Genomic DNA, 16409 nt, shown 5'->3' with positions numbered 1-16409 from the left:
TTAACTGACCGGATAAATCCGTCTCGTCACGAATTTTAACTGGTAACCGGAAGACATTGTCGCGCCGGTATGCCTTTATTCTTTTCTGTGCAAGATGATAACAACATGAAAAAAATCATCGGAATTATTTTCACGCTGATACTGCTGTTATTATCGCTGCTGGTAGTGATTACTCCCATGAGCAGCGATAAACAATACCTTTTTGGCCTTAGCGTGATGGCAGTGGTATTTATTCTGGGAAGAGTAAAAAGCAAAAAAGCCGTACTGGCAATGCTTTCCCTCTCCGTATTGATGTCGACACGTTATATTTGGTGGCGCGCCACAACAACGCTGCATTTTGATTCAACGGTTGAAATGCTGCTCGGCAGTTTGTTGTTTGCCGCAGAAATTTACTCGTGGACGATTTTACTGCTGGGTTATATTCAAATGGCGTGGCCATTAGAACGCCCGATTGCGCCTTTACCGGCAGATAAATCAATCTGGCCGACCGTCGATATTTATGTCCCCTCTTATAATGAAAGCCTTGAAGTTGTTCGCGATACGGTTCTGGCCGCGCAGTGTATCGAATATCCGCAAGATAAAGTGAAGGTGTATATTCTTGACGATGGAAAGCGCGACGAATTCCGTGATTTCGCCGCTGAAGCGGGCGTTGGGTATATTACCCGCCCGGATAACAGCCACGCGAAAGCCGGTAATCTCAACCACGCGATGACCATCACCCACGGCGAGCTTATCTGCGTATTCGACTGCGACCACGTGGCAACGCGCGTGTTCCTGCAAGCCACGATTGGCGAATTTTTCCGTGACGATAAACTGGCGCTGATCCAGACGCCGCACCACTTCTATTCACTCGATCCGTTTGAGCGCAACCTGACAGCGGCAAAGCGCGTTCCGCACGAAGGGGCGTTGTTCTACGGCCCGGTGCAGCAGGGCAATGACAACTGGAACGCCACGTTCTTCTGCGGCTCCTGCGCAGTGATCCGCCGTAGCGCGCTCAATGAAGTTGGCGGCTTTGCCGTGGAAACCGTGACCGAAGATGCGCACACCGCACTGAAATTACAGCGTCGCGGCTGGAACACCGCGTTTCTGGATATTCCGCTGGCGGCGGGACTGGCAACCGAACGTCTGGCGCTGCACGTTAACCAGCGTATTCGCTGGGCGCGCGGCATGACGCAGATTTTCCGTATCGACAACCCGCTGTTAGGCCGTGGCCTGAAGCTGACGCAGCGCATTTGCTATCTCAACGCCATGCTGCACTTCCAGTATGGCCTGCCGCGTGTGGTGTTCCTGACCTCGCCGCTGGTGTTTATGTTGTTCAATCTGAACATTATTTCGTCGTCGGCAACGCTGATTTTCGCCTATGTATTACCACATCTGGTGCTGTCGACAATGGTCAACTCGCGTATTACCGGGCGCTACCGCTACGCGTTCTGGGGCGAAATTTATGAAACGGTGATGGCGTACCACCTGATTCTGCCGACGCTACTCAGCCTGATTTCACCGCGTCTGGGCAAGTTCAACGTCACCGATAAAGGCGACCTGACCGACCGCGATTACTTCGATGCCCACACGGTACGCCCCCTGATCATCACCACCCTGCTGATGGTGGGCAGCATGATCTGGGTTGGCGTACGCTACTTTATGCATGATTACGCCGGTATCGATCCGCGCGTGATCCTGTTCAACATCGCCTGGGGCACGTTCAGTACCATTATTTTGCTGGCCTCCATCGCGGTGGCGAAAGAGACCAAGCAGATCCGCAAAACCATCCGTATTTACGCCCGCTTGCCGGTCACGGTGCTGTTCTCTGACGGTTCAAAAATGCAGACCCGCACCTTTGACATCTCGATGGGCGGCGCGCGCGTGGCGCTGGCGAAAGGCGAAGATATGAGCCACAAAACCCCGGTACAAATCGAGCTGGGGCTGGGCGGTGAAATCGCCCATGTGCCGATTCGCGCCGCCGGGACTGGCGTGGGCGATCTCCGTCTTGAGTTCGACACCGTGGCGCTGAGCGAACGCCGTAAGCTGGTGCGCGTGGTGCTCTCCCGCGCCGATGCCTGGTATCGCCCGCCGCATGCGCCAGACCGCCCGCTGGTGTCGTTTATGGGAATTTTGCAGTGCGTGTATGAGCTGTTCTTCGGCCGCAAAAAAACCGTGAGTGGCTTTAATAGCCAGATGTCCGCCGTGGCGAAAAAACAGGAAGAGGTTAACAATGCGCTTTAACCCCTTCACTTTGACCGCCTTACTGGTGGGCGGCTTCAGCCCGTTCTGCGCCTTTACGGCTCAGAATGATGCGCTACCGGAATTACCGCTGCCGGTCACGCTGCAAGGCGCAAAACCGCAGCCGCAACCTGCACCCGTTGCGGGCAGCAGCAACCAGGATATTGCCAGCACGCTCAGCTTTGGCGATATGGGCGCAACCGGCGGTTTAACCCTCAGCGGACAGCAGTTACAAAACGGCGTGTCGTTCAACCTGCCGGGCGATCTGGTGATAACCAACGCGCATATCAATTTGAATGTGCAGGTTAACCGCAGCGATGTGAGCGGTGAAAACCTGCAACTGATGCTCAACGGCCAGCCGCTCGGCGCAATTCCGCTCGATCAGTTGCAGCAGGATAAAGGAGCCTGGAGTCTTGATGTACCCGCGTCGATGATTGCGTCCAGCAACAACCTCAGCTTCCAGCTAAAAACCGGTGACGACATTATCAATAACGTCTGGAGCTGCCAGCGCGCGCTGCCCGCCGATTACAAAGTGATGTTACAGCCGGAATCGTCGTTGAATTACCAGGGATTATGGCTGAACGTGCGCAAAACCCTCGGCACATTCCCGCGCCCGTTCTTCGATGTGAAGCAGACCAAAGACCAGACGATTAGCATTGCTTATCCGGCCTCGCCGGATGCGGATGTACTCACCGCGTCGGCAATTGTCGCCTCGCAGTTTGGCGCATTGAGTAATGGCAAACCCAGCCGCTTTGAGGTGCAGTACGACACCCTGCCTGCGGGCAATGGCATCCTGATTGGCAAACCCGGCCAGACCATCGGAGGCGTTACCATTCCGCAGAGCAACGGCGCGGCATTGCAGGTTATCGACAACCCGCAAAACCCGGCATACAAGCTGTTGATCGTAAGCGGTCATAACGACATGCAACTGCGCCAGGCCGCCTGGCGGCTGAACATACCGGGGCTGCCGGACAGCGACACGCTGGATGTGCCGCCCCTGAAAGTGGCGCAACGCGCGGCCTGGGATGCTCCGCGCTGGATCAATACCGAACGTCCGGTGGCCATACGCTCTTTGCTCAGCGATGAAGGCGCGCTGGTGGCGCACGGCGTCTGGCACGGCGAGAATCAGTTGCCGTTTCGCACCGCGCCGGATCTGTTCTTATGGGACGGTTCTGCCGTTCCCCTGCACCTGAACTACAGCTTTGCGCAGAAAAGCTGGCTCGACGATCAGGCATCGTTCCTTAATGTCAGCCTGAACGGTGAGTTCCTCAAACGCCTGCCGGTAAGTAAAGAGGGATTGCTGGCGCCTGTGCTGGCGACATTCGGTCTGTCGCACCGCCAACAAAGCGCGGTGGTGAACATTGACCCACGGGCGCTCCTCGGCAACAACCAGCTTGGCTTCTGGTTTGGCTTGCAGGCGCAGAAAAATGCCCCGTGTAACGCGCTGGCGGATGAGAACATTCAAAGCCGCATTGAAGGTGATTCGACGCTCGATTTCAGCCGCGCCTGGCACTTTGGCAAGCTGCCCAATCTGGCCTGGTTTAGCAGCGCCATGTTCCCGTTCACTCGCCATGCCGACCTGGCACATACCACGGTGCTGATGCCGGCACGCCCGTCCGCCGAGGATATTGCGCTGCTGCTAAACCTGATGGCGCAAGCCGGGCGCGATACCGGCGTAAGCGTCAATTATCTGCACCTGTACACCGGCATGCCGGGGCAGGAAGAGGCACAAGCGCAGCTTGCTGACAGCGACATTCTGGCGATTGGCAGCCTGAGCAACCGTGAACTGCTCACGCCCCTGCTGCAAAGCAGTGCTTTTACGCTCAACGAAAACACGCTCGAAGTAATGACCGCCAGCGTGATCAACCGGGTGCTGTCTCTGCTGAGCGGCGACCAGCCACGCACAGACATGGACGCCGCCGAATACCTGCTTGATACCAACCAGTGGCGTGGCCTGCTGAGCCTGCGCTCGCCGTGGAACGCACAACGCGTCGTGGTCATTGCCACCGGCACGGACAACCAGCAACTGGCCTTACTGCCAGCGGACATGAGCAAACCGGCATTTCTCGCCAATGCCGGCGGGGACTTCACCGCCATCAGCAATGCGGGCGACGTGCGAAGCTGGCGCGTGGGCGAGCAGTTCACCAGCGGCAACCTGCCGGGCTACATGAAAATTTTGTGGTTTGCCAGCGAGCATATCTTCTGGCTGGTTGCCCTTACCTGCCTGATTGCCGCCGTCACCGGCCCGATGTTGTTTAACGCGTTACAGCGCCATGCCCACCAACGCTTGCAGGATAAGACGAAGAAATGAATACGCGTAAACCACTGACGCACGCCTTTTATCTGCTCTGCCTGCTGGGAGCTTGCCACCCGGCGGCCGCGACGGAAAGCACGGATGCGAACGCCAATGACACGGCGGTGAAAAAACTGCTGGCGCAGGCCAGTTACTGGCACAGCAAAGCCCACGACGAAATGGCTATCGACGCGCTGCAAAAAGTGCTGGCGGCGGATGACAAAAATATCGACGCCATGTATCTGCTGGCGCTCTACTCGTTGCAGCAAGGCAATGTTCAGCAGTCGGAAATCTGGCGGAAAAAAATCGCCGAACTTTCACCGCAAGATCCGCGCCTCAACGCGCTGAACAGCGCCAGCACGCTGCGTAATATCCCGCAGGACAAGCTCACTGCGGCCCGCCAACTGGCAAGCCGTGGGCAGATTAAAGAGGCGATTGCCGCATGGCGTGCGCTGTTTAACGGTAATCCGCCGCCGGACGATGTGGCGCTGGAGTATTACCAGACGATGGCAGGCGACAGCGCCAGCTGGTCAGAAGCGGTTGCCGCGATGCGCCAGCGCGCCAGCGTGATGCCGGATGATGTGCCGACCAGACAGGCGCTGGCGATGGCGCTCACCTACCAGGAGCCAACGCGCCGGGAAGGGATCGCACAGTTGAGCCGCCTTGCGCCGGACGATAAAAACGCCGACAAAGCGCTGCAACAAGCGCTGCTGTGGCTCGATGCCAAAGCGGGCGATCTCCCGGCCTACACCGCGTATGCGCAGCGCCACCCGGACGATAGCGCGCCGATGGATCACTACCGCAAAAGCGTGGAGGGCGATGCCACCAAAGCCGGATTCGACGCGTTAAACAGCGGCGACTTAGGCGGCGCGAAAGATAAGTTTGCCGAAGCGCTGCAAACCCGCGCCAATAACGGCAACGCGCTGGCCGGGATGGGTTACGTCGCGCTGCGACAGAATAATTTCAGCGATGCGGAAAAATTTCTGCGCCGCGCCGCCCAGGAGGACACCACTAATCCGAACAACGAGCAGTGGGCGAAAGATGCCGATAACGCTCGCTTTTACGGTGCGCTCGGCCAGGCGCGCAGCCTGAGCCTGAAAGGCAGCTACGATCAAGCTCTGGCAAGCCTTGAAGGCAGCAACACTCACGACGACAGTCAACAACTGGCGGCAGAGATGCTGCGCGCCGACATCCTGCGCCGCCAGGGAAAATTGCCGCAAGCGGAAGAGATTTATCGCAAGCTGCTGGCTGAACGTCCACAAAACACCGATATCCGCACCGGCCTGTGGTGGGTGTTAAAGCAGCAAAACAAGCAAAGCGAAGCGGACGCCATGCTGCGTACCCTGCCCGCCAGCCTGCGCACCCGCTTTGCCGCCGTTGGCGATAACGGCGACGGCGAACGCAAAGCCGCGCAGTCAGCACTGGAGGCGGGCAACAGCTCACGCGCGATGCAAATTTTACAGGCGGCGTCCGGTAAATATCCGCAAAACGTCTGGCTGCAACTCGACTATGCGCGCGCTTTACGCAAAGCCGGACAGAAACAGCAAGCCGCGACAGTAATGACCGCCGTTACCACGCGCAGTAATACCAGCAAAGAAGCGCTGTATGCCGCCGCGGTTTTCGCCGCCGAAGAGAACGACTGGTCACGCGCGCAAAGCCTGCTCGCCCGCGTACCCCGCAGCAGCTACAGCGCCGATATGACAGCGCTCAGCACGCGCGTGCAGACCAACCAACAACTGGATATTGCCCGTAACTATTTACGGCTCGGCAATGCTGCTGCCGCGCGCAACTCGCTGCTGGCGCTGCAACGTAACCCGCCGCAAACCCCGGTCGATGTTGGCCGTCTGGCAGAACTGTTAATGCAAAGCGGTGACAGCAGCGGCGCACTGCAATTAGTGCGGGAAAACCAGGCGCAGGGGCTGCACGGTTCGGTGATCGATTACGCCGGGCAGATCCGCGTCCTCAATCAGGCCGGTCAGTTCGCCGAAGCGGAGAGCATTCTCAACGCCCCGGCGCTGCAAAACGGCACCAGCCAGCAGGAGATGAACGATATCCGTACCGGCAGCTTGATCGCCCGCGCCGACCGCCTGCGGGAAAAAGGACAAATTGGCAAAGCGTGGAATCTGCTCATGCCGGAACTGCAACGCAACCCGACCAATACGGATCTGCTGCTGGCGGTGGGGCGTATTTACCAGGCCGATCACATGGACGACAAAGCCACCGAGATCTACCAGTACGTGCTGCGCAAATCCCCGCGCGATAAACAGGCGCTGACCGGGCTGGTAAACCTGGCACTGGCGCGTGGCGATAACGATGCGGCGCGGCGGGCGTTCTCTACGCTTGAGCCAAGCCAGGATGCCGATTACATGTTGCTGGCGGCGCGTGTCGCCGCCGCTAACGGTGAAAACCAGCGCGCCATGTCGCTGCTGCGCACCGCCCAGTGGCGTCTGCAACAGGGGGATGAGAACGACAACGACGAACTCAGCGCCGTGATGTCCCTGCCCTCGCCGACGCGCCAGGCGCAGTTAACGGCAATGAGCGGCATCAACAGCATGATGCGCGATTTGCAGGAAAAGAGCGCCACGTGGACCAGCGCGGGCGTCTCGCTGCGTAGCCGTAATGGCGAGTCCGGCCTTGGCGCGCTGGATGAAGTGCAGGCGCCGATGATCCTCTCCGGTGCCATCGGCGACGCCACGCGCCTGAGCCTGAATATCACGCCGGTGTCACTCAATGCCGGGGAGATGTCTGGCGAAGCGGCGAACCGCTTTGGTTCCGGGGCGCTGGAGCATGCGGAAAAACTGGCGCAAGCGGCGGCAAGCACTTCAACCACCACCAGCTCGACGAATGCCGCTTCTCAGGGCAGCCAGCAGGCGAACGGTGTTGCCGCCAGCCTCAGCATGAGCGGCGACAACTATAAGCTGGATATCGGCAGCACGCCGACCGGCGGCGAGTTCACCCGGCTGGTGGGCGGCGTGGAATGGAACCCGAAACTGACACAAAACAGCTCGCTGAACCTGAAAGCAGAGCGCCGCGCGGTGACCGACAGCCTGCTCTCTTATGTCGGCGTGAAGGATAAGAGCACCGGTGAGAGTTGGGGCGGCATCACCCGTAACGGCGTGTCGGCACAATTTGCCTGGGATAACGAGTTAATCGGGCTTTACAGCAAGTTAGGTTTCGACACCTATGTTGGCACCAACGTACCGACCAATCACGCGGTGAGCGCGCAGGCGGGCAGCTATTTGCGGCCGTGGAAAACCACCGACAGCGAGCTGAAAGTCGGGGTTAACGTCAACTACATGAACTTTGACCGTAACCTCAGTTACTACACGCTCGGCCAGGGCGGTTATTTCAGCCCGCAGGATTTTATGGCGGTTTCGCTGCCGGTCACGCTGACGCGCCATCTTAATGACTGGGATCTGACGCTCAACGGCGCAGTGGGTTACCAGTCCTACAAACAGAGTAAGAGCGACTATTTCCCCGGCCACAGCAGCCTGCAGTCGCAGTTAAACAGCTACGCCAGCGACGATGACGATGTGGATGCGGTTTACAAAGCCACCTCGAAAAACGGCATTGGCTACACGTTGGGCGTGGATGCGCGCTACCACCTCAGCGACAACCTGGCTCTGGGTGCGAACTTAGGCTATGACACCTTCGGCAGTTATAACGAAGGTAAAGCGTTGTTTTATTTCAAATATTACGTCGATCAAGATAAATAACCCGTGGGACAGATGATGTTTAGCAATCAGGACACTTATTTACAACGCAATTATCAGGCTGGCTGGCATGACCTGGTGTATCTGTTTTTTAACGAATACACCGAAGGCCGTGGCGATAAAGATCCCGACGCCCTGAGACGCATCGGCCAGATGATGGCTCAGTGGTATCCCATTGATAACGCCACCACGGTGAGCGAACTGGAAGCCAGCATTAACCGGGTGCTGGAGTTGTTCAACTGGGGTTTTGTGAAAATGGCACCGGCGCAGCGCGAGCTGATCTTGCTGCACTGCGCCTGGCCGCACGCGCCGGAGTACCGCGATGAAGCGGGCTGGCGTCGTGCCAGTGCGTATGTGCTGGAAGGGGCTTACTCCCAGTGGCTGGTATCGCAGGGGGCGGGCAACCAGGTTCCGGTACGCTGGAAAGACAACGCCACGGAAGATGTACTGATTTTCCGCTACGCCATCGGCGAATAAGTACACAAAGGCATGAAAACTCTATATCAACGATCAGGTGATCATCATGGTGAATGAAATTATGGTTTCAGGCAGGAAACTTGAAATCGAAGCCGTTAATTATATGGAGGATAATGCCTTTGTTTCGCTGGTGCTCGACACCGCCGGGCGACTGATTCACGCCAGCCCGTTCTTTTATCAGCTCACCGGCTTTACGCCGGATGAGGTGACAGGCCAGGTGCTGTTTCAGACCGCGGACGACGACACGGAAATCTCACTGGCGGCGGCGATAAATATCGCCAAAACCACCGGCGATAATTGGCAAGGAGAAATATCCCAGCGTAAAAAGAGCGGTGAAATTGTCTGGCTCGACACCCGCTTAATGCCTAAGCGAGATGAGCGCGGTGAAATATTCGCGTTTATTTTGTTGGGCTTTGATATTACCCGGCATATGGCGATTCGCGAGAAATTACATTTTCGCGCTCACAACGATGCATTAACCAAAACGCTGAATCGCCAGGGCTACTATATTCGCAGCCGCAAGAAAATCCGTGCCGCCAATGCGCGCGGCGCGCAGATTGTGGTGGCGATCCTCGATCTCGATAATTTTAAAAACATTAACGACGACCTGGGCCACGCCGCCGGTGACGAGGTGCTGCGCTGTTTTATCAGCCGGGTGAAACAGTGCATTTCTCGCGGCACGCTGCTTGGCAGGCTTGGCGGTGATGAATTTGCGCTGACGTACATTGAAGGTGTCGACGAACCTGCCGGGCGTGGCGTGTTGCAATTAATTGTCGAAGCCACCCGCCAGCCGATGTATTTGCAGTACCTGCAACAGACGGTGGAATTATCGGTCAGTATTGGCGTCGCCAGTTATCCCGAACATGGGCCGAATTTTTCTTCCATTTTAAAAGCCGCCGATACCGCCCTTTATAAAGTGAAGGCGCGAGGCGGTGATAATTATATTAACTACCAGGTTCCGGGCATTAATGAATCGGGTGGCATCATTAACACCGTTGTGTGTTGATATTTAAACAGCAATAAAAAAACAGGAAATAACTATGTTAAAGGCTGTAATCCCAGTGGCAGGCCTCGGCACGCGTATGCTTCCGGCAACCAAGGCTATTCCGAAAGAGATGTTACCCATCGTCGATAAGCCGCTTATCCAGTATATCGTGCAGGAGTGCTACGCCTGCGGGATCCGCGAGATCGTGCTGGTAACGCACTCGTCTAAAAACGCCATAGAAAACCACTTCGACACCTCTTTTGAGCTGGAGTCCTTGCTGGAATCGCGCGTGAAAAACCAGCTGCTGGAAGAGGTGCGCACCATCTGCCCGGCGGGGATGAACATTATGCATGTGCGCCAGGGTCACTCGAAAGGCCTTGGTCACGCGGTGCTGTGCGCCGAACCGCTAATTGGCGATAACGATTTTGTCGTCGTGCTGCCGGACGTGCTGATCGACGATAGCCAGTGCGATATGGCGCAGGACAACCTGGCGGCGATGATCAATCGCTTTACCATCACCGGCGCCAGCCAGTTAATGATCGAGCAGGTTAATCACGACGATGTTTCGCGCTATGGCGTGGTGGATTGCGGCGGTGAAAACCTGCCCGCCGGTGGTTTCGGCCAGGTACAGGGCATGGTGGAGAAACCGCCGGTCGAGGAAGCGCCATCCGATATGGCGGTGGTGGGTCGCTATGTGTTGTCAAAAGCGATTTGGCCGCTGCTGCATAAAACGCCGGTTGGCGCAGGCGGCGAAATTCAACTGACCGATGCGATCGCTATGCTGCTGGCGCGTGAGCCGGTTGAAGCCTACGCGCTGACCGGCAAGTCACACGACTGCGGGGACAAAATTGGCTATATGAAAGCTTTTGTGGAGTACGGCCTGCGCCACGGCGCGACCGGCCCGGCTTTCCGCCACTGGCTGCAGCATGAACTGGCGCTCAAGCCGGTGGCTGAGGTCGTAGAACGTATCGCTGAAGCGGTGTAACGCCTGGGCAGGTAACTGCCCTATCTCTACCACAGGAAATCTCATGTTAAGAACCACCTGGCTCATGCCGTGTTTGTTACTGTCGCTGGCCATGACCGCTTTTTCAGCCCACAGCCAGGACAGTAACTGGGTGCTATTTAAGCAGAATTACCTGAGCCAGGATGGCCGCATTGTTGACCATGAAAATGGCGATATCAGCCATTCGGAAGGTCAGGGATATGGCATGTTACTGGCCGTACTGAATGACGATCCCGCCACGTTTGAAAAAATGTGGCGCTGGACGCGCAACACCTTATTACGCCCGTCGCTGTGGCTGTTTGCCTGGCGTTACGATCCGAAGACACACAACGTGACGGACGAAAATAACGCCAGCGACGGCGATACGTTGATTGCCTGGGCCTTATTGCTGGCCGGTAATAAATGGCACGATCAGAGTTACCTGGCGGCTTCGAATAATATTCAGGATGCGCTGATCAATTGCCTGATTATTGAGCAAGATTCCCGCCTGCTTTTGCTGCCGGGGCTGAGCGGTTTTACCAAAGACGACGGCTATATTGTTAACCCCTCTTATTTTATTTTTCCGGCGTGGGAGAGCTTCTGGCGGCAGCGGCATAATGAGATTTGGCTTAAGTTAAAAAGCTCAAGCCTCGAATTGCTCAATAAAGCGCGCTTCGGTAAGCCGCAACTGCCCAGCGACTGGATTTTTATTAAGAATAGTGGTGAAGTCATGCCTGCCGAAAACTGGCCGGCGCGATTTGGTTATGACGCGATTCGCGTTCCGCTGTATTTAAGCCTCAGCGATACGCAAGCGCATTCGATGGAGAATTTCCGTCATTATTGGGCTAATTATGCCCGCAGCACGACGCCTGCGTGGGTGAGTGTCTCCGGCGACGAACGGGCGAGTTACGCGATGTCCGGCGGCATGCTGGCAGTGCGTGATTTAACGATGGGCGACTATCAGCAAATAGAGACATCTGTGCTACCGGGCGAAGGTTATTATTTGTCCGTTTTGCACATGTTGTCGCTTTTTGCCGTCTCATTAAAAACGAAATAGTAGTAAAGCAACAATGCCGGCGCGGGATTGCGCAGGAGTCAGGCAGGAAGCTTCAAGCGCGAAATGAATAATAAAAACCATCAAATCTCATGTGCAAACATGAGGGGGAAAACCTGATGACTGAGTTGAAAACAATCACACGTCATTTGCACAGCATGTTGTTACAGGCGGGTTCTCAGCAGAACGGAAACTTGCGCCCCGGGGAACACAATGAACATCCGTAATCTTGAGTACCTTGTCGCGCTGGCGAAACATCGCCATTTTCAGCGCGCTGCCGAAGCGTGTAATGTCAGCCAGCCAACGCTCAGCGCCCAGTTACGCAAGCTGGAAAATGAGCTGGGCTTGCAGTTACTGGAACGTACCACGCGTAAGATCCGCTTCACACAAACCGGGTTGCGGCTGGTTGAGCAAACCCAGGTGGTGCTGCGCGAAATTGAAGCGCTGAAAAATATGGCCAGCAGCAGCCATTATCAGAACCTGATGCAGACGCTGGATGTCGGTATTATTCCGACGCTCGCACCCTATATTTTTTCTCATCTCAATACGGTGTGTCGCGAGAATTTCCCGGAAATCGAGCTGGAAATTCACGAAGCGCAAACTAACCAGTTGCTGCATATGCTGGAGTCGGACACCATTAAATGCGCGATCATGACCTCCAATAAAGACACCAGCAAATATGTCGAGCTGCCGCTGTTCGACGAACCGCTGGTGCTGGGCGTGAGCCACCAGCACCCCTATTCGCGAATGAGCGAAATCGATATGGGGCATCTGAAGAATAATAAGATTTTGATGGTGGATGACGGCAACTGCCTGCATAGCCAGGTACTGCGTTACTGCTATCAATTTGAGCTGGAGCCGGATTCGCGCTTTGTCGCCATGCATCTGGAAACCCTGCGGCGCGGTGTGGCGTTTAATCGCGGCGTCTCTTTCTTTCCGCTGCTTTCCACACAGCAGGGCGGCAACGAGAATATTCGTTATATTCGCTGCGTTAGCCCGGAGCCAAAACGTAAAGTGGTGCTGATTTTCCACCGCAGCGATCCGATGCGCAAGAAATATGAAATTCTGCGCAACGTTATTGCCCGTCATATGGAACGCTACCTTCTCGATTACAACGTTATGGCGTGAACTTAATCGTGCGGTTGTGGAATATTCTGCGTACAGCCGTTTTCATTTTCACGACAATCACGCAAATGCGTGGTTGTCGTTTTTGCCATTAATCCCTGCATAATCTCGTCCGGCAATAACTTGCCCCGGTGATACATCTCTTCAATAGTAAGCCACAGGCTGACCAGCATAATCGTATAGTCGGCAATCGGCGCAGGCGCATTCAGTTCCGCCATAAAAGGAAAGCGTGCGAGTAGCTGTTCTCTGTTTTCCGCCGTCACCGCACCGTGATAATAGGGTGCCGCGAGCAGGCGATACGCTTCCGATTCAGCAACAGATGAGGCCCAGGATAAACGCACCGCAATGGTCTCGACAAAAGGTGGGATCGGGATATTTTGCGTCGCCTGCGGATCCGGGTGCAAAGGCAGGTCCTGACCGAATGATTGCGTTTTCATTTTTTTCCTCGATGCCTGGCGAAACTCTATTCATCGACCAGTCTGGAAAATACTTTAGGAATATTATTTAAAATAAAGAATAACAGGAAAATTAGCTATGCGGATCGTCTTAAAACGTTAAAAAAATCATATAAAGCAAAAGGTTAATTCGTGATCAATTATTGACAGCATCGATCTAAATATCCATTTTTCATTTATTTCATAAATTTAACGCCGCCTTACTCAGGTTATTGTTGAATAATATTGAGCTTATTTCGCCTGTAAGATGAAAATCTATCACCTAAAGGGGAAAAGTATGGTTCAGGATTATCTCAACAGCCTCGTCCTTTTCCACATCATCACGAGAGTGGTGCCGTGACACCTCTTTTTTTGCGCCAAATACCACGCTTTCTTTCATCTATTTGAAGGATGGAAATGCTCTGGCCTATGCTCTGATAATGATACTTTTAACCCCACTGACGCTCATGACAGGAGCCGCACCTGATGGATCCGTTTCAGCAAATATTAAAATCAACGCTCGCCCGCACCGATGACGCACCACCTGCCATCAAGCCTCAGGCATTGCTGGAAGCGGAGTTAAAACCGAGGATTGCTCACGTTGCGGTGGACGATTTCCTCTCGCTCGCCAAAGCACGCAGAACCATTTATACCCTCGGCAAAGATTTGCCCATCGCCGAAGATGAGGTAGTTGACATCATTAAAGAGGCCATCCGCCAGGCGCCGTCGGCGTTTAACTCGCAGAGTTCGCGGGCGCTAATCCTGCTCGGTAAAGAGCACGATCGTTTCTGGGAGATGGTGCGCGAGCAGCTGCGCAAAGTGATCCCGGCGGAGAGCTTTCACGCCACCTCCGATAAACTCGACGGTTTTGCCGCCGCCGCTGGTTCCGTGCTGTTTTTTGAAGATCAGGAAGTGGTCACTCACCTGCAGCGTCAGTACATCGCTTATGCCGATAATTTCCCCGTCTGGTCAGAACAGAGCAGCGGTATCGCCCAGTACGCGGTGTGGCTGGCGCTGGCGGAAAAGAGCATTGGCGCGAATCTGCAACACTACAACCCGTTAATCGATCTTGATGTTCGCGCCGCGTGGCAGATCCCGGAAAGCTGGAAGCTGCGCGCAGAAATGAATTTTGGTTCGATTGTTACTGCCGCTGATGAAAAGAGCTATATCGACGACGATAAGCGCTTTATCGTCGCGAGATAACGATATTGATAAAGATATTGCCCGCTGAGCGGGCAATTCTTTTTCTCCGCTACGTATTGGTATTGTACAAATTTTGGCTAGATGGCATGCAAACACCTGCGTATACTACACACATCTATACACAGGAGGGGGACGTCATGCCTGCTACTGCACCTAAACAGCGAAACAAGCAAAATGTCAGCGTGACCGTCGAGCGCGAGCTACTGGAACAAGCGCGCAAAGAAGGCATCAACCTTTCGCAAACACTTGCGACCGCCTTGCAAGGTGAACTGCGCAATCTGGCAGCTGAGCGCTGGAAGCGCGAAAATGCCGCCGCCATTGCCGATCTAAATGAATTTATTGCCGAACGCGGCCACTTCTCGGATGAACACAGGAAGTTTTAATCCATGCAATATTCGGTTTATCGGAACAAAAGTAACAGCCGGGATTTCCCGTTTCTGCTGGATGTACAGAGCGATATTATCGGTAGCATGAACTCGCGGGTGGTGATCCCGCTCTGCCCACTGGCGGATTACAAAGATCGCCGCCGGGTTGAGCGGTTAAACCCGGTACTGGAGATCGAAGGGAACTCGTATTTGTTACTGACCCACGATCTTGCAGGCGTCAGCCTGGCGATTTTGGGTGAAGAGGTTTGCAGTATGCGCGCGCAGCGCGACGTGATCCGCAACGCGATGGATTTTATTTTTCACGGGATTTGAAGTGACTGAACACCATAAATGCTCAGTCACTTTATTGCTGGAAACACGAACAAATTTTACTCGTCGAAGTACCAGTAACCCTGATTCACCAGATCGGTCAGCTCTTGTGCAAAAGCCGGGTTATCCAGCGCGTTGCCCAGTTCTTTGCGGCCGATAATGGTGTAGCGGCACAGCGCATCGGCGGCCTGCGCATCGGCCGTGTCCAGATATTCGCTGTTGATAAAGACGCTGCCGTCAACGTTCAGCACACGTAAACCGCTAAGGCGCGTCAGCACCTGCCCCTCTTTTAGCGCATCGACAATTTCCTCAACGCGGTAATCGTCTGGCTCAGGTGCGACATCCAGTTCGTGGCGCGGCGTGGAAATAAAGCTACCAAACCACTGTTTGAAATGCTCCGGCTGGCTAACCAACTCGATCATCATATTGCGCACGCGCTCCAGCTCGTACGCTTCTACCCGGCCCGGATGTTCGCGGCAGGTTAAATCCGGGTCGCTGTAGTGCTCGTTCCCGAGATCGTTTTCCAGCGCGTAGTCAGCAAAACTGCTGATCAGATCGCGGCCATTCGGCCCACGGAAACCAATTGAGTAGTTGAACGCTTCCTGGTGTGTAAAACCGTCATGCGGGAATCCTGGCGGAATATAGAGGATGTCGCCCGGCTCCAGATCTTCATCAATGATCGGCGGGAAGGGATCAACATGCAGCAGCGCCGGGTGCGGACAGAACTGACGCATCGGCAGTTTATCGCCCACGCGCCAGCGACGGCTGCCCATCCCCTGAATAATAAACACATCATACTGGTCGATATGCGGGCCAACGCCGCCACCCGGCACGGAGTAAGAAATCATCAGATCGTCAAAACGCCACTCCGGCAGCACGCGAAACGGCTTCACCAGCTCGGCTGAGGGCATATGCCAGTGGTTAACCGCCTGCGCCAGCAGCGACCAGTCTTTTTCGCCTAAATGATCAAACGATTCAAACGGGCCATTCCACGCCTGCCACTGACCATTCACATGGCTGACAATGCGGCTGTCGACTTCCGGCTCCATCGCCAGCCCGGCCAGTTCGTCTGGCGTAATCGGGTCGACAAAATCCGGGAACGCGCGTTTCAGGACAACAGGTTTCTTTTGCCAGTATTTTTCAAGAAATTCCGGCCAGTTGAGGTTGAGTTGGTAAGCCATAAATCACACCAGTGAGAAGGGAAACGGGGCTGATTATAAAGAGAGTC

13 protein-coding genes are annotated in these 16409 nt (G+C 55.2%); 11 read left to right on the top strand and 2 right to left on the bottom strand.

Features of this window, described 5'->3' with window-relative positions; translation table 11 throughout:
• The first annotated feature begins 105 nt into the window (after positions 1-105).
• The 8 genes from bcsA (at position 106) to oxyR (ending at position 12852) form a co-directional block, all read left to right on the top strand.
• On the top strand, positions 106-2223 hold the full coding sequence (gene bcsA, locus RT644_RS05195; RefSeq protein ID WP_313626075.1) for a UDP-forming cellulose synthase catalytic subunit: 2118 nt from the start codon (positions 106-108) through the stop codon (positions 2221-2223).
• Complete coding sequence (locus tag RT644_RS05190; RefSeq protein ID WP_313626074.1) at positions 2213-4531, top strand: cellulose biosynthesis cyclic di-GMP-binding regulatory protein BcsB; 2319 nt, start codon at positions 2213-2215, stop codon at positions 4529-4531. Before bcsA ends, RT644_RS05190 begins: the two co-directional genes overlap by 11 nt.
• Positions 4528-8229, top strand: coding sequence for a cellulose synthase subunit BcsC-related outer membrane protein (locus tag RT644_RS05185; protein WP_313626073.1), 3702 nt, complete (start codon positions 4528-4530; stop codon positions 8227-8229). Before RT644_RS05190 ends, RT644_RS05185 begins: the two co-directional genes overlap by 4 nt.
• Positions 8230-8241: 12 nt before the next feature.
• Positions 8242-8703, top strand: coding sequence for a cellulose biosynthesis protein BcsD (gene bcsD / locus RT644_RS05180; protein ID WP_044489478.1), 462 nt, complete (start codon positions 8242-8244; stop codon positions 8701-8703).
• Between the two features lie 46 nt (positions 8704-8749).
• Entirely contained in the window at positions 8750-9709 is a 960-nt protein-coding gene (locus RT644_RS05175; protein WP_045512536.1) for a sensor domain-containing diguanylate cyclase, read from the top strand.
• A gap of 34 nt (positions 9710-9743) precedes the next feature.
• Positions 9744-10673: a UTP--glucose-1-phosphate uridylyltransferase GalU gene (galU, locus tag RT644_RS05170; protein WP_313626072.1), complete on the top strand. Its 930-nt coding sequence runs from the start codon at positions 9744-9746 to the stop codon at positions 10671-10673.
• A gap of 43 nt (positions 10674-10716) precedes the next feature.
• The gene (locus tag RT644_RS05165; protein WP_097406150.1) at positions 10717-11727 is read left to right on the top strand and encodes a glycosyl hydrolase family 8; all 1011 of its coding nucleotides are present in this window, start codon (positions 10717-10719) and stop codon (positions 11725-11727) included.
• Positions 11728-11937: 210 nt separating this feature from the next.
• Positions 11938-12852 (top strand): DNA-binding transcriptional regulator OxyR, encoded by a 915-nt coding sequence (gene oxyR / locus RT644_RS05160; RefSeq protein WP_313626071.1) that lies wholly within the window; start codon positions 11938-11940, stop codon positions 12850-12852.
• 2 nt (positions 12853-12854) lie between these two features.
• Here the strand turns inward: oxyR and RT644_RS05155 are convergent, their stop codons facing one another.
• The gene (locus RT644_RS05155) at positions 12855-13286 is read right to left on the bottom strand and encodes a hypothetical protein (protein WP_160268778.1); all 432 of its coding nucleotides are present in this window, start codon (positions 13284-13286) and stop codon (positions 12855-12857) included.
• 483 nt (positions 13287-13769) lie between these two features.
• Here RT644_RS05155 and RT644_RS05150 point away from each other — a divergent pair, with 483 nt between their 5' ends.
• The 3 genes from RT644_RS05150 to RT644_RS05140 all read left to right on the top strand — a co-directional run bounded on the left by RT644_RS05150 (position 13770) and on the right by RT644_RS05140 (position 15184).
• Entirely contained in the window at positions 13770-14486 is a 717-nt protein-coding gene (locus RT644_RS05150) for a nitroreductase family protein (RefSeq protein ID WP_082071801.1), read from the top strand.
• Positions 14487-14623: 137 nt separating this feature from the next.
• Positions 14624-14869, top strand: coding sequence for a type II toxin-antitoxin system CcdA family antitoxin (locus RT644_RS05145; protein WP_020455098.1), 246 nt, complete (start codon positions 14624-14626; stop codon positions 14867-14869).
• 3 nt (positions 14870-14872) lie between these two features.
• Positions 14873-15184, top strand: a complete 312-nt coding sequence (locus RT644_RS05140; RefSeq protein WP_020455099.1) for a CcdB family protein — start codon at positions 14873-14875, stop codon at positions 15182-15184.
• A 56-nt stretch (positions 15185-15240) separates the two neighbouring features.
• Here the strand turns inward: RT644_RS05140 and RT644_RS05135 are convergent, their stop codons facing one another.
• Positions 15241-16362, bottom strand: coding sequence for a cupin domain-containing protein (locus RT644_RS05135; RefSeq protein WP_020455100.1), 1122 nt, complete (start codon positions 16360-16362; stop codon positions 15241-15243).
• Between the last annotated feature and the right edge of the window lie 47 nt (positions 16363-16409).

Source organism: Kosakonia sp. (genome assembly GCF_032104925.1).
Taxonomy (GTDB): Bacteria; Pseudomonadota; Gammaproteobacteria; order Enterobacterales; family Enterobacteriaceae; genus Kosakonia.
This window is presented reverse-complemented; position numbering and strand designations above follow the sequence as displayed.

Excerpts from the sequence above, each read along its gene's own strand:
- bcsA (WP_313626075.1), top strand. The coding sequence starts at position 106 with ATGAAAAAAATCATCGGAATTATTTTCACGCTGATACTGCTGTTATTA.
- RT644_RS05190 (WP_313626074.1), top strand. The coding sequence starts at position 2,213 with ATGCGCTTTAACCCCTTCACTTTGACCGCCTTACTGGTGGGCGGCTTC.
- RT644_RS05185 (WP_313626073.1), top strand. The coding sequence starts at position 4,528 with ATGAATACGCGTAAACCACTGACGCACGCCTTTTATCTGCTCTGCCTG.
- bcsD (WP_044489478.1), top strand. The coding sequence starts at position 8,242 with ATGATGTTTAGCAATCAGGACACTTATTTACAACGCAATTATCAGGCT.
- RT644_RS05175 (WP_045512536.1), top strand. The coding sequence starts at position 8,750 with ATGGTGAATGAAATTATGGTTTCAGGCAGGAAACTTGAAATCGAAGCC.
- galU (WP_313626072.1), top strand. The coding sequence starts at position 9,744 with ATGTTAAAGGCTGTAATCCCAGTGGCAGGCCTCGGCACGCGTATGCTT.
- RT644_RS05165 (WP_097406150.1), top strand. The coding sequence starts at position 10,717 with ATGTTAAGAACCACCTGGCTCATGCCGTGTTTGTTACTGTCGCTGGCC.
- oxyR (WP_313626071.1), top strand. The coding sequence starts at position 11,938 with ATGAACATCCGTAATCTTGAGTACCTTGTCGCGCTGGCGAAACATCGC.
- RT644_RS05155 (WP_160268778.1), bottom strand. The coding sequence starts at position 13,286 with ATGAAAACGCAATCATTCGGTCAGGACCTGCCTTTGCACCCGGATCCG.
- RT644_RS05150 (WP_082071801.1), top strand. The coding sequence starts at position 13,770 with ATGGATCCGTTTCAGCAAATATTAAAATCAACGCTCGCCCGCACCGAT.
- RT644_RS05145 (WP_020455098.1), top strand. The coding sequence starts at position 14,624 with ATGCCTGCTACTGCACCTAAACAGCGAAACAAGCAAAATGTCAGCGTG.
- RT644_RS05140 (WP_020455099.1), top strand. The coding sequence starts at position 14,873 with ATGCAATATTCGGTTTATCGGAACAAAAGTAACAGCCGGGATTTCCCG.
- RT644_RS05135 (WP_020455100.1), bottom strand. The coding sequence starts at position 16,362 with ATGGCTTACCAACTCAACCTCAACTGGCCGGAATTTCTTGAAAAATAC.